The 13,586-nt window shown below is 63.2% G+C and carries 8 protein-coding genes; 7 read left to right on the top strand and 1 reads right to left on the bottom strand.

All coding sequences use genetic code 11. The features are described 5' to 3' along the window. Nucleotides 1-100 precede the first annotated feature (100 nt). The 7 genes from CEQ44_RS20090 to CEQ44_RS20060 all read left to right on the top strand — a co-directional run bounded on the left by CEQ44_RS20090 (nt 101) and on the right by CEQ44_RS20060 (nt 8,907). A complete protein-coding gene (locus CEQ44_RS20090) occupies nt 101-1,132 on the top strand; it encodes a phosphoribosylglycinamide synthetase (RefSeq protein WP_088182263.1) in 1,032 nt (343 codons plus the stop codon). Continuing rightward, nucleotides 1,129-1,941, top strand: a complete 813-nt coding sequence (locus CEQ44_RS20085; protein ID WP_088182262.1) for an NTP transferase domain-containing protein — start codon at nt 1,129-1,131, stop codon at nt 1,939-1,941. Before CEQ44_RS20090 ends, CEQ44_RS20085 begins: the two co-directional genes overlap by 4 nt. A 3-nt stretch (nt 1,942-1,944) precedes the next feature. After that, nucleotides 1,945-3,030: a sugar-transfer associated ATP-grasp domain-containing protein gene (locus CEQ44_RS20080; RefSeq protein WP_088182261.1), complete on the top strand. Its 1,086-nt coding sequence runs from the start codon at nt 1,945-1,947 to the stop codon at nt 3,028-3,030. After that, complete coding sequence (locus tag CEQ44_RS20075) at nt 3,027-4,166, top strand: glycosyltransferase (RefSeq protein WP_254913776.1); 1,140 nt, start codon at nt 3,027-3,029, stop codon at nt 4,164-4,166. Before CEQ44_RS20080 ends, CEQ44_RS20075 begins: the two co-directional genes overlap by 4 nt. Nucleotides 4,167-4,499: 333 nt before the next feature. Further along, entirely contained in the window at nt 4,500-5,885 is a 1,386-nt protein-coding gene (locus CEQ44_RS20070; RefSeq protein ID WP_254913775.1) for a TolC family protein, read from the top strand. Then, complete coding sequence (locus CEQ44_RS20065) at nt 5,882-7,609, top strand: ATP-binding cassette domain-containing protein (protein WP_088182260.1); 1,728 nt, start codon at nt 5,882-5,884, stop codon at nt 7,607-7,609. Before CEQ44_RS20070 ends, CEQ44_RS20065 begins: the two co-directional genes overlap by 4 nt. Then, on the top strand, nt 7,606-8,907 hold the full coding sequence (locus CEQ44_RS20060; RefSeq protein WP_088182259.1) for an HlyD family type I secretion periplasmic adaptor subunit: 1,302 nt from the start codon (nt 7,606-7,608) through the stop codon (nt 8,905-8,907). Before CEQ44_RS20065 ends, CEQ44_RS20060 begins: the two co-directional genes overlap by 4 nt. Before the next feature lie 406 nt (nt 8,908-9,313). On the opposite strand, the gene CEQ44_RS20055 is transcribed toward CEQ44_RS20060, so the two are convergent. Next, nucleotides 9,314-13,531 carry a M10 family metallopeptidase gene (locus CEQ44_RS20055; protein WP_088182258.1) on the bottom strand — a complete coding sequence of 1,406 codons (4,218 nt, stop codon included), beginning with the start codon at nt 13,529-13,531 and terminating at the stop codon, nt 9,314-9,316. Nucleotides 13,532-13,586 lie beyond the last annotated feature (55 nt).

Genomic DNA, 13,586 nt, shown 5'->3' with positions numbered 1-13,586 from the left:
CAAATCTGCGCATAAAGCGTCACAGGACTGACCGATGGCCTTCATGCCGTTGCAACCGCGGCGTAAGCGGCACGTCATGCGCCCGCTGTAATCGGACAGCATGACAGCAATACATCCCCGCCAGATCCGCATCCCGGCTGCCGACAAGGCGCGGTTGCATATCCTCTTCCTCGCCAAACATGCGCGCGCCGGCGGCCGGCCCGATGCGCAGGACGGCAATCATGCCGTCTATCATCATGAAATGCGCACGACGCTGGAGGCGATCGGCCTGCATGTCGATGTCGCCGACAGCTATGACGCGCTGTTCGATCGGCCCGACGCCGATTTCGTCGTCACCCTGCTCAATCGCGGCGGTTTCTTGAATAGCGAGATGCTCGCGCCGCTGCTGCTCAGCCGTCACGCCGTCCCCCATCTGGGCGCCAGCCCGATCGTGCGCGGCCTGTCCGACGACAAATATCTCAGCAAGCTGATCGCGCGCGCGCGCGGCGTGCCGACGATGCAGGCGCAACTGTTCCGGCGCGGCGGCCTGTTCGACGCCCCGACCTTCCACGCCGACCGGCTGGTGGTGAAGCCCAACGCCTCTTCGGCCTCCTGGGGCGTCAAGATGGTGGATGACTGGAGCCAAGCGCGGGACCATGCCGACAGCCTGTTCGCGCTCGGCCATGACGTGCTGGTCGAACAATGGGCGCCACTGCTGGACGTCGCCGTGCCGGTGATCGGCGGCAGCGGCGGCCAGCCCTGGATCTTGCCGCCCATGATGTATGTCCCCGCCGATCCGCATCGCGAGCGCAGTTATGAAGAGAAGCGCGGTTTGGTCGATGCAGGCGATGACCCGCTGATCCTAGTCGAGGATGCCGATCTGCGCGCCCGGCTGGAGGCGATGACCGCCGCGCTGTTGCCCGAACTCTGGCCGTTCGATTATGGCCGCTTCGAATTTCGCTACGATCCGGCCAGCGGGCAGCTGCTGTTCATGGAAGTCAACCTGTCCTGCAATCTCTGGTCGAAAAAGACGATCGCCCGCTCCGCCGCCTCGATCGGTCTCGATCACGCGGCGCTGGTCGAAACGATCGTCGGCCATAGCCTGGCGCGGCAGGGCCTGCTGAGCGACGCCATCATGCGGGTGGCGGCATGAGGACCGGCTGCACCACCGCGATCCTGCTCGCCGGCCGGCGCGATGGCGCGACCGATCCGCTGGCGCTGGCGGCCGGTGTCACGCATAAATGCCTGGTCCCGGTGGCGGGTCAGCCGATGCTGCTGCATGTGATCGAGGCTCTGGTCGCCAATCGCCGGATCGGCACCGTGCGCGTCGTGATCGAAGACCCGGCGCTGCTGGCCGGCCTACCGCCGCTGCGCGGGTTGCTGCACAGCGGCCGGGTGATCGGTGTAGCTGCGCAGCCCAATCTGGTGGACAGCGTGCTGGCGGGCGCGGACGGCGCGGCCTTCCCGCTGCTCATCACGACCGCCGACAATGTGATGCTGACGCCGGAGGCTGTGGACGAGATGCTGGACGGATGCATGGCGCAGGGGGCGGACGCCGCCGTCGCCTTCACCCGCCGTGCGTCGGTGCTGGCCGCCCACCGCCAAGGGCAGCGCAAATTCTACAATTTCGCCGACGATAGCTATTCCAACTGCAACACCTATTGGCTGCGCGATCGGACGGCGCTGAAAGTTGCCGAGACGTTCCGGTCGGGTGGCCAGTTCGTCAAGCATCCCGCGCGTATCGTCGGCGCTTTCGGCCTGCTCAACCTCATTCGCTTCCGCTTCGGCATCGGCACGCTGGACCAGGCCTTCGCCCGCTTTTCGCGCCGTTTCCGCCTGACGATCAGCCCGGTGATCCTGACCGACGGCGCGGTGGCGGTCGATGTGGACAATGCCCGCTCGCACGGCGTGGCGGAAGAGATGCTGGCCATGCGCAGCACGCTGGCCGTGGCGGCGGAGTAAGGCTTGCTCACGCTGCGCGCGCTGCCGGTCCGGCGGGACGGCGGCAACAGCCTGACCGCTGCCTATCATGACGGGCTGGCGCGCCACTGGTCGCCCGCGCGACGGCTAGCGGCGCATGGCCTGTCGGCGATCGGCTGTGGCGGCTGGTCGCCCGGCGAGCGGCTGTACCTAAGCGAGGCCGTGCGGACGCAGGGCCTCAGCATGAAGGATCGCAAGGGCCTGCACCGCCTGCTCAACCCCGGCGCTTTTCCACTGTCAAATAACATATTGAAAAATAAACAGTTATTTGCAAAAATAGCTGTAGGACTGCCGCTTCCCGATGCCTGCAATCCCGATACGATGGACCTCGATGCCTGGCTGGCCCGGCAGGACGACATCATCGCCAAGCCCAGCTATCGCTCCAAGGGGCAGGGCGTCGCGCGTTTCGTCCGCCACGGCGACGATTGGCGCGACGGCGAGTATACGCGTACAACTGTCCAACTCGCTGTATCTTTGCGCGCGCTCTGGCGCAGGGGCGGCGTGATTCAGCAACGCCTGCCGACCCACAAGGCGCTGGCCGACCTGTCGCCCGGCGCTTTGCCGACATTGCGCATCGTCACCTGCCTGAACGAGGGCGGCGCGCCGGAAATCTGCGACACGGCGTTGCGCCTCTCGGCGGGCGGACCGCGGCCGGTCGATAATTTCAACGCGGGGAATCTGGTGCTGGCGGTCGATGGACAGGGACATTGCGGCCCCGCCTGGCGCAGCGGCGGCAAGCGCGCCCCGTCCCGCCACAGCCGTCACCCTCTGACGGGTGCGCCGATCAAGGGCATGATATTGCCCGACCATGACGCCGCTTGCGCACTCGCGCTACGGGCGCACGATCGGTTCCGGCACGGCTTCACGGTGATCGGCTGGGACATCGGTCTGACGACGCAGGGGCCGGTGCTGATCGAGGGCAATTGGAACCCCGGCACCGACATCGTGCAACTGGTGAACGGCCGGGGCGTGGCGGACAGTCGGCTGGGCGCGCTCTATCGCCATGCGCTTGATCGATTGACCGATGCGGACTGGCGCGCAGCGCAGGCGGTGCAACGGGACCGGCGGTGAAGATCGCCCTCTACGTCCATGCGCTCGCAGCCACCGGCGTCGTGCGCAATGTGCGCCTGCTCGCCGCTGACTTCCACTCGCGGGGTCATGACGTGATGCTGGTGACGGCGCTGCCCGGCGGGGAAGGGGTGGCTGGCGTGCCGCATCATGCGCTCTTGGCGCAGGCGGGCGGATCGCGGATGCTGCAGAAATGGCGGGCGATGCCGCAGCTCAACGCCTATCTGCGCGGCGCGCGACCCGATATAGTGTTGTCGGCCGGCAATCACGGCCATCTGACCGCGATGCTGGGCAGTCGGGCGGTGCCGGGCCTGCGCCGCATCTACCGGATCAGCAACGACCTGCGCCGCGCGGCACCGGGAACGCCGGGCGGGGTAGCCGGTTCGCTGGTCCGGTCTATCGCCATGCGGTTGTTGGCCGCGGACGGCGACCGGCTGGTGCTGGTGTCGCCAACGCTGGCGGTCGGCGCCTTCGTCAGCGCTTTTGCCGAAGGACGGGCGCACGTCATCGAAAATGCGATCGATCCCGCTATCGCGCGCACCCGCGCAGCCGGACCGTCGCCCCATGGCTGCTATGAGGATGGAGTCCCGGTCATCGTCGCGATCGGCCGACTGGCGCCGCAGAAGAATTTCGGCACCTTGCTCGCGGCCTTTGCGCAGCTACGCCGCGACGGCACCACGGCCCGCCTCATCATCCTGGGAGAAAGCCGCGACGGCGCGCAACAGGCGCTGCGCGACCAGGCCGATGCGCTCGGCATCGGCGCGGACCTGCTGCTGCCCGGCACGGTCGACAATGTCTTCCCCTGGCTCGCACGCGCCGGCGCGTTCGTGTTGCCGTCCTGGTGGGAGGGGTCGGCCAATGTGCTGCTGGAGGCGATGGCGCTGGACGTGCCGGTCGTCGTCTCGCGGAGCGCGGGCAATGCGGCATCGCTCTTGGAGCAGGGGCGTCATGGGTTGCTGGTCGATCCATCGGACCCGGCAGCCATGGCGCAGGCGATGGCGCAGCAGATCGATCCGACGCGCGCCATCCGGCCGGGCGGCCGGATCGACGCCTATCGGCTGGACGCGATGCTGGACCAATGGGCCGGGCTTCTTGCGTCCATCGCTCCCCTGCATCAGCCGATCTCCCGCACACGATAGCTTGTCGATGAGGCGGCGCATGATGCAGGCGCGCCGTCGGGACGAAGATGTCGCCATAGTTGACGGCCAGTTCAGCCTGCCGATGATGGTGTCGTCACGAAATGATCTTGCACCCCCGTTCTGCCGAACATTACAGCCTATGTAAGTTGCCTGAGAAGCCACGATCGGGCATATTGAGAATCGCCAGGTCGCTGCACGGCTTTTTGTTGAGCATTGCAGGGATGTGGAGGGGATTATACGCGCGGCCGGGGCACTGTGCTTTTGTTATATCGCAGAATCGGAAGAGGGAGGCTCGACCTCCGCGCTGTCGGGTGCGTCGCTATTGCGCTCGGCATGGTGCCGTGTGTCCACAGCCAGGAAGCGCGCGCTCCCAATGCCCCGCGCACGCTGGTGCAGGCGCCCAATCCGCGCCCCTTCAGCGCGCCGATAGCGTCCGACCCGCTGCTCGAACTGGCGAAACCGGCTGGTGCCGATCCGCTGTTCCGATCGGAAATCGAAACCGCGATCCGCAACAATCCGCTGCTCGACGAAGCGCGGGCGAGCGAACGCGAGGCGCGCGCGGCGCGGACGCAGGCCCGATCGCTACTCTTTCCCTCGATCGACCTTTCGATCGACGCCAACCGGTCAGTCGCCCGCAATTTTTCCAACGATCCCGGCAACATCATCGAACGGTCGCGACCCGAAGGACGGACCGATGCGACCGCGTCCGTGCGGCAGCGGTTGCTCGATTTCGGCGCGGCGTCGAACCGGATCGGGGCTGGCAATGCGCGGGTGGACGCGGCGCGGCAAGGCATATTGGGCTATGGCGAAGAAGTGGGGCTACGCACCATCACCGCCTGGTATTCGGTATTCGCGCAGCGGCTGATGGCGCAGGCGGCGCAGGAATATATCGTGCGCCAGATGCAGCTGCGCGGTGGCTTGCAACGCCGGATCGATCAGGGCTTTTCGGCGCAGGGCGATCTGCCGCGGGTCGACAGTTCGATCGCCAATGTCCGGTCGCGCCTTGCCGGCATCCGCCGCGACCTGGCGGGCGCGGAAGCACAATATCGCGCCTTGACCGGCCATGAACCGCCGCCCGAACTGGCCCGTGCCACCCTGCCGCCAGAGGCGGCGGTCGATATGGAGGTGCTGGATGCGATCGTGCTGCGATCGCCCGTCGTCCGCAAGGCGGAAGCAGAGGCTCGCGCAGCGCGCCAGGAAGCGCGGGCAGCGCGATCGGATCGATTGCCCACCATTGCCGCGGGCGTGGATGCAGGACGCTATGGCGTGTTCGAAAGCCCCGGCGACTATGATGTGCGCGGCCGCATCATCGTTCGTGCGCAACTTGGCGCCGGTTTCAACGCCAAGGCTGACCAGGCGACGGCGCGGGCGGATGCGGCGGACGCCTATGCCGACCGCGTCCGGCAGGAAGCGATGCGCGACGCGCAGATGGCGCTCGCCGACATAAGGGGGCTGGACGATCAACTCGCAGCGGCGGAAGCGAGCTATATCGCCAATCGCAACACGCGCGACGTCATCGCGACGCGCTTCGAAGCCTCGCAGGGCACGCTGTACGACCTGCTCTATGTCGAGGATAACTATTTCTATTCCATTGCAAGCTATGTGCAGACCCTCGCCGAACGGGATGTGTCGCGCTTTGCCCTGCTGGGGCGGACGGGCCGATTGCTGCCCAGTCTCTCGATCGCCGTCAATCCTTCGGACCGGATGGAAACGCCATGACCGACCAGCCCCTGATCGCCGCCGCCCGGAAACGCTTTGCCCCCTGGCTGATCGAACCGATGCTCCGCAATCGTGGCACCTACATCAAGGTCGGCGTGGCTGCGGCGATGATCAATCTGTTCGCGATGGTCTCGTCCCTGTTCACGATGACCGTCTATGACCGGGTCATCCCCAACGATGCGTCATCCTCCCTGGTCGGGCTGAGCATTGGCCTTGCTATCGTGGTCCTATTCGATTTCGTGTTGCGGCTGCTGCGTGTTTATTTCGTCGACATCGCCGGTGCCAATATCGATTATGAGGTGGGCGACACGCTGTTTGCCAAGCTGTTGTCCATGCGGCTCGACCACCGCGCCGGGTCCACTGGCACGCTCACCGGATTGATGCGCGAATTGGAAACGATGCGCGACTTTTTCGCATCCGCAACGCTGACGGCGATCATCGACGTGCCGTTCATCATCATTACGCTGGCCGTCATGGCCATGTTGGGTGGGATATTGGTGCTACCGCCGCTGGCTATGATCCCTGTCGTGGTCGTCGCCGGCTTGATCACCAATCCGGCGCTCGATCGCCTGTCGGCGGCCAGCCTTGGCGACGGACTGCGCAAACAGTCGGTGCTGGTCGAAACCATCGGGAGTCTGGAAACGGTCAAGGCGATCGGTGCGGGCGGGATGCTGAGCGCGCGGTGGCGATCGGCGCTCAAAAGCCATGCGCAAAGCTCGCTGAGCCAGCGACTGACCGCGTCCATCGCGATGACGGTGGCGAACAGCGCGAACATCATCGCCTATTGCGGCATCATCATCCTGGGCGTCGGGCTGATCCGCGACAATAGCATCACGACCGGTGCGCTGCTGGCCTGCTCGATTTTGTGCGGACGCGCGATCGCGCCGCTGGCGCAGATCGCCAACCTGCTGGCGCGCCTGTCCGCCACCCGCATCGCCTGTCGCCAAATCAACACATTGATGGACACGCCCAGCGAAGGGCCGGCGGGTGAGCCGCTGCAACCCGCGCGCCTGCTCGGTGGAATCGAGTTGCGAAACGTCGCTTTCCGCTACCCGCGCGCGTCCGAAAAGGCGCTGGACCAGATCAGCCTCTCGATCGCGCCTGGCGAGCGCGTCGGTTTTCTGGGCCGGGTAGGTTCGGGCAAGTCGACCCTGGCGCGGCTGATCCTGGGACTGTACGAACCGCAGGAGGGCGTGGTCATGATCGACGGCACCGATGTGCGTCAGTTCGATCCCGGCCGATTGCGCCGGTTCATCGGCGCTGCGATGCAGGATAATGTGCTGATCGCCGGATCAGTGCGGGACAATATCTGTCTCGACCGCGCGGATATCGATCATGACGAGATGATCCGTGTGGCATCGCTGAGCGGCACCCATGATTTCATGGGCAAGATCGTCAACGGCTATGACCTCAAGCTCACGGATCGCGGCGAAGGCCTGTCGGGCGGGCAGCGGCAGTCCATTTCGCTGGCGCGCGCACTGGCGGGACGACCGCCGATTCTGATCTTCGATGAACCGAGCAGCGCGATGGACGCCCAGACCGAAACCGACCTGATCGACCGCCTGCAACCGGAAGTGGAAGGGCGCACCATAGTGTTGATCACCCACCGTCCCTCGTTGCTCCGGTTGGTCGATCGGATCGTCGTGATGGAACAGGGGCGGATCGCCGCAGACGGACCGCGCGATGTCATCCTGCAACGGCTGACGCGGGGCAAAGCGGCATGAGCGGCGAGGCGCAACTTCCAGGCTATGGGCATATCCGGCCCGCCGTCCCTGCGAATATCTTCCTGTGGGCGATCGCGGCTTTCCTGCTGATCTTCCTGCTATGGGCGGGATTGACCGAAATCGACCGGACCGTGCGAGCCAATGGGCGGGTCATCCCCAGTTCGCAGTTGCAGGTGATCTCCAATCTGGAAGGCGGTGTGGTGGATACGATCCTGGTGCGGACCGGTCAGGATGTGAAAGCCGGTGCGCCTTTGATCCGTCTCAGCCCGATCCAGCCCGGTGCAGAACTGGCGAGCAACCGGGCCAGCGGCGATGCGCTGAGCCTGAAGATATTGCGGCTTGAGGCGGAGATTTCAGGGCGAACGCCTATGTTCCCTGCTGCCCGTAATCCCAGCATGGCCAGCCAGATCGCAGTGGAGCAGAGCCTGTATCGCGCGCGCATGGCCGAACTGGCGAGCCTGTCCAATGTCGGGTCGGCCCGCATAACCCAGGCGCAGCGTGGGATCGGTGAGGCCGCCGCGGCGCAGGCTGCCCGTATCTCCGCCCGCGATACCGCGCGCAGCGATCTCGACCTGATGCGCCCGCTTGTGCGAGAAGGAATCGAGCCGCGCCGGTCGCTGCTACAGGCGGAAAATGCCTATAGCGTTGCCGCGAGCGAAGCGGTCGGGTCCGGCGCCGCGCTCAGCCGCGCCCATTATATCCTGGCGGAGGCGCAGGCCAGCGCCGTGCAGCAGCAGCGCGACTGGATCGCGCGTGCGGGGAATGAACTCACTGCTGCGCGCGCCGAAATGTCGGTGCGCGACGCGACCATGCCTGCCTATGAATATAAGCTCGACCGCACCGTCGTCCGCGCGCCCTTGGATGGACGCGTCAACCGGGTCTTCGTGACGACGGTCGGTGGCAGCGTGCGGGCGGGCGATCCGCTGCTGGAAATGGTGCCGGCGCGCGACAACCTGCTGGTCGAGGCGATGGTGGCCGCCAAGGATATTGCCTCGGTGCGGCTGGGGCAGCGGGCCAAGGTTGAAATTTCTGCCTATGACAGTGCGATCTACGGGTCGATGCAGGGGCAGGTCGTTGCGCTGTCGCCTGATGCTGTCATCAACGAACGGACCGGCGAGAGCCATTATCTCGTCCGCGTGCGTACAATTAACGACGCCATTCTGGACAGGGAAGGGCGTCGGCTTCGGATCGGACCGGGCATGGGGGCCAATGTCAGCCTGCTTGGCGACAAGCGCACGATACTGGCCTATATCCTGACCCCGCTGACGCGTCTCAAGGAAACCGCCTTCCGCGAATGATCCGGCTTGAATTGGGGGGCGGTGCGATGTCGGATCGCGGCCATCAGTCTGGCTGGCGACAGGCATCCAGCCGCCCTTGAGACGCCTTAAGGAAGCCATCTTGCGATCCGGTGACGGAGAGCGGTGCGCCAAGGCTGTGCACCTCCATCGCCCATCGCTGCCATGGCCGCATATCGTGCGGTTACAGATTTGGAGAAGGCGGACGGGCGTCACGCTCTGTCGCTTTGCCTGAATCAGCGCATACCATATGCGGCAGATGCGGCCATTGCAGTCTTGCCGGTTTGCACCAGTAGGATGGTCGCAGCGAGGGACGCAGATAAGTCCTTCTGGCAACCCTTCATATGGCTCCAAAAAAAAGGGCCACCCGACGGATCGGGTGGCCCTGTTCAAAACGATTAGGTCATATTCACACGATGATGAATTCGGACGCGACCATGCTCAATCCCGTGCCGATCGTTGCGAACTGAACCGCCGCGATCGCGCCGGTGCCATCGGCATCGAACAACAGCGCGCCGGTCGCGCTGTTGTAGATGATCCGATCGCCGGCATCGTTGGCGGCCGACCCGATCTGGAACTGGGGAGCCGACAGCGCGCCTGCCGTCAGTCCCGCAAACATTGCGTCGTCCAGTTGGATCGTATCATTGGCTACGACATAGTCGGTGATCGTATCGACATTGCCGCCGCCCAGCGTCGAGGCGAAGAGGAAGATGTCGGAACCGGCCCCGCCTTTCAGCGTATCCACGCCCAATCCGCCGTTGAGCACATCGTTACCGTCAAGGCCGTCCAGAATATTATTGCCACTATTGCCGGTAATGGTCTGACCCAGATCATTGCCGGTGGCGTTGACGTTGGCAGAACCGGTTAGTGTCAGTTTCTCGATGTGGCGACCGGCCAGCGAATAGGTTACCGACGAGAATATCTGGTCGTTCGTGCCGCCTGTCGAAGCGCCTTCCACAACATTGTCGCCGACATTGTCGACATAATAGGTGTCGCTGGACGTTCCACCATCCAATGTGTCTGCGCCCGCCCCACCGTTGAGAGTATCGCTGCCATCCCCACCGGTGATGATATTGGCACCGCTATTGCCGGTCAGCACGTCGTTAAAGGATGTGCCGGTCAGATTTTCTATACCCACCAGCGTGTCGGTGCCGGCCCCGACCGTATTCTGCGCGCCTGCGATCGCCAGGCTGACGGTTACACCAGCAGCCATGCCAGCATAGGTGGCTGTATCGCTGTCCGCACCACCATCCAGCGTGTCATTGCCCAGGCCGCCGTTAAGCACATCGTTGCCGGCGAGGCCGGTCAAGATATTGTTGCCGCTATTGCCGATGAGGGTCTGAACCAGACTATTGCCGGTGGCGTTGATGTTTGCCGATCCAGTCAGGGTCAGCTTTTCGATTTGGCGACCGGGCAGCGAATAGGTCACCGACGAGAAGATTTGATCGTTCGTGCCGCCAGTCGAGGAGCCTTCCAGGACATTGTCACCGACATTGTCGACATAATAGATGTCGTTGGACGCGCCGCCTTCCAATGTGTCGGCACCTGCGCCGCCGTCGAGGATATCGGCGCCGGCTCCACCGCTAATCACATTGGCGCCGCTGTTGCCAGTCAGCACATCATTAAAGGATGTGCCGGTCAGATTTTCAATACCGATCAGCGTGTCGGTGCCGGCCCCGATCGTATTCTGCGCGCCTGCAACCGCCAAGCTGACGGTTACACCAGCAGCCATGCCAGCATAGGTGGCAGTATCGATGTCCGCACCGCCATCAACTGTATCATTACCTGCGCCTCCATTCAGCAGGTCGTTACCCGCGCCGCCCTGCAGAACGTCATTGCCGTCCAAGCCGTTCAGCGTATCGGCGCCGGCATTGCCGATAAGACGGTTGGCCTCCGCCGAACCAGTCACTTGGTCATTGCCCGATCCGGTCGTCGCATTTTCCACGCTGGCGAGCGCGATGAGGCCGGAACCGCCGCTGATTGCGAATTCGCCATCGGAGAGATTGACGACATAGTCGGAGATCAGTGCGGAGCCGTCGATCGTATCGACGCCAGCGCCGCCAGAGAACAACTCGCCATAGCCGCCATTCCAGCCGGCAATGACCTTGTAGATATCATCACCCGCTTCGCCATAGGCGACATCTACGCCGGATCCGCCATTGAAGGTATCATTGCCGATACCGCCGATCATCTGGTCATTGCCATTGCCACCATTGATGGTGTCGTTGCCGGCCTCACCATTGATCACGTCGTTGCCATCATTGCCGTTCAGCACATTATTGACGCCGTTACCGGTAAGGGTGTCGGCAAGCTGAGTGCCATCGACATTTTCGACGCCGGTGATGGTGTAGGGGCCGCCGAAGCTGGGGCTGAAGTTCCAGCTTCCTGCGGCCAGATCCACCGTGGCGCCATAGGTTGTCGTATAGTTGCTTAGGTCCAGCCGGTCGCTGCCGCTGCCGCCATTGACATTGTCGCCAAATTCGCCCTGCAGCACCTGGAAGACGTCGTCACCAGCATCGCCGTAAACCGTGTCGATTCCGAAGCCGCCCTGAATGACGTCATTGCCACCATTGCCATGGATGATGTCTAGGCCGATCCCGCCCTTCAGCGTGTCATTACCGCTGTTACCGTTGATCGCATTGTCATTGCTGTCGCCGGTTATGGTATCTGCGAGCTGGGTGCCATCGACGTTTTCGACACTGGTGATGGTGTATGGGCCGCCGAAGCTGGGATTAAAGTCCCAGCTGCCCGCGCTGAGATCGACAGTGGCGCCATAGGTGAGGGTATAATTACTCAGATCCAATCGATCCGTGCCGCTGCCGCCGTCGATATTGTCGCCAAATTCACCTTGAAGAACCTGGAAGACATCGTCGCCTGCTTCGCCATAGACGGTATCGGTCGCAAATCCGCCCTGGATGATGTCGTTGCCATCGCCACCATAGATGATGTCGCTACTGCTGCCGCCCAAAAGCGTGTCATTGCCGCCATTGCCATTCAGGACATTGCTGCCGATGGTGCCGGTAATGGTGTCGGCGAGTTGAGTGCCATCCACATTTTCGACCCCTGAGATGGTGTAGGGGCCGCCGAAGCTGGGGTTGAAGTCCCAGCTGCCTGCACTGAGATCGACCGTAGCGCCATAGGTGGCGGTATAATTACTTAGGTCCAATAGATCCGTGCCGCTGCCGCCGTCGATATTGTCGCCAAATTCACCCTGAAGAACCTGGAAGACGTCGTCGCCTGCTTCGCCATAGACGGTATCGGTCCCAAAACCGCCTTGGATTACGTCGTTGCCGTCGCCGCCATAGATGGTGTCCTGACCGCTGCCGCCCTTGAGCACGTTGGCCAAGACATTGCCGGTGATGGTATCGTTACCCGATCCGCCAGTGGCGTTCTCGATCAGCGAGGCGTTGCTGCCGCCGAAGGTGAGGGCGTTGAAGATGTTGCCGCGGGCATAATTGCCGCCGCCCAGATAGGCCTGCTGCGTAGCGCTGAACAGCGAATGGCCGCCAGGCGCCAGATTGATGGTGACCGCATTGCCATAGGCTGACAGATCATAGGTATCGATGCCCCCACCGTCCCAGATGGTCGCAAAGATGCGATTGTCGCCCGGCTGGATCGCGACGTCGCCATTGATATAGGTGATGCCGGTGGTCGGGTTCCAGCTATAGGTCGTATTTTCAGCGTGAACCGTATAATCGGCGCCATACATGGTCTGGAGCGCAGCGATGTCGAGCATCATATAGGTTTGCGGGGCGCCAAACTGTTCATAGCTGTATCCGCTGAGCGGCGCGCCAACATAGCTGCGATAAGTCATGACCGAAAATTCGATCGAATCCCAGGCTGTCGGAAGGGCCACGTTACTGACGCCGCCCGTTTCCTGCCCATGTTTGAGACCGAGCGAATGACCAAGTTCATGCAACATCGTATGCCAGGCATAATTGCCGGCCACCGGGTTCTTCAGCGAATTGGACGTGCCGTCATAAAAGTTGCCGAAGAAGGTGTCGCCGCCATAGATGCTGTTTGAAGGGTAATAGGCATAGGCGGTCGGTGCGTCGCTGGAATTGGCGCCGCGAATGGTTGCCGCGCCGCTGCCTGCGCCGGCATAATCGATCGTCAGGTTAGTAAAACCTTCGATCGAAAAACCATAGGCACCGGCCAGTTGCGTGTAGGTTGCGGCGTTGAGCGCACTATGCATCGCCAGCAGTTGCTGGGGCGTGAATTGGGAGAAGCCCTCATTCTGCGCGCTGGTGCCATCACCGTCGCTGTCGGAAAAATAACCCGCCTGATAGTCGGCGGTCGAGTCCACATCCGCATAGGTGATGCTTCCAGACCACCCGTTTCCGCGCAAAATGCCATCGATGCGGGCATCGCCGGTGGCGGCCACCGCGAAGATCGTGGATGCGCTGCCATTTTCCGCCAAATCGTCGGAACCCGGTGCCGTATCGGGTGGGGTCGGTGCGTCCATCGGATAGAGCAGCCGGACTTCGCTGCGGACCTGCGCTTCGCGCGACAGCGACCAAGTGCCGGTAAATTCCGGCCCCGATCCGCTAGCGTCGGAAGTCGAGGGAAGGGCATAATCGGGAGTTAACTTGACCTTGATAGGCCCAGAGCCAGTGACTTTGAACATACATCCTCCTAAAGAGCAGAGAGGGTGACACGTTCACTGTGTCAATTGGCGACCG

The sequence above is a fragment of the Sphingobium sp. Z007 genome (assembly GCF_900013425.1).
Taxonomy (GTDB): Bacteria; Pseudomonadota; Alphaproteobacteria; order Sphingomonadales; family Sphingomonadaceae; genus Sphingobium.
This window is presented reverse-complemented; position numbering and strand designations above follow the sequence as displayed.

What these genes read in the sequence shown, in the direction of transcription:
- CEQ44_RS20090 (WP_088182263.1), top strand. Translation starts at nt 101, where the DNA reads ATGACAGCAATACATCCCCGCCAGATCCGCATCCCGGCTGCCGACAAG.
- CEQ44_RS20085 (WP_088182262.1), top strand. Translation starts at nt 1,129, where the DNA reads ATGAGGACCGGCTGCACCACCGCGATCCTGCTCGCCGGCCGGCGCGAT.
- CEQ44_RS20070 (WP_254913775.1), top strand. Translation starts at nt 4,500, where the DNA reads ATGGTGCCGTGTGTCCACAGCCAGGAAGCGCGCGCTCCCAATGCCCCG.
- CEQ44_RS20065 (WP_088182260.1), top strand. Translation starts at nt 5,882, where the DNA reads ATGACCGACCAGCCCCTGATCGCCGCCGCCCGGAAACGCTTTGCCCCC.
- CEQ44_RS20060 (WP_088182259.1), top strand. Translation starts at nt 7,606, where the DNA reads ATGAGCGGCGAGGCGCAACTTCCAGGCTATGGGCATATCCGGCCCGCC.
- CEQ44_RS20055 (WP_088182258.1), bottom strand. Translation starts at nt 13,531, where the DNA reads ATGTTCAAAGTCACTGGCTCTGGGCCTATCAAGGTCAAGTTAACTCCC.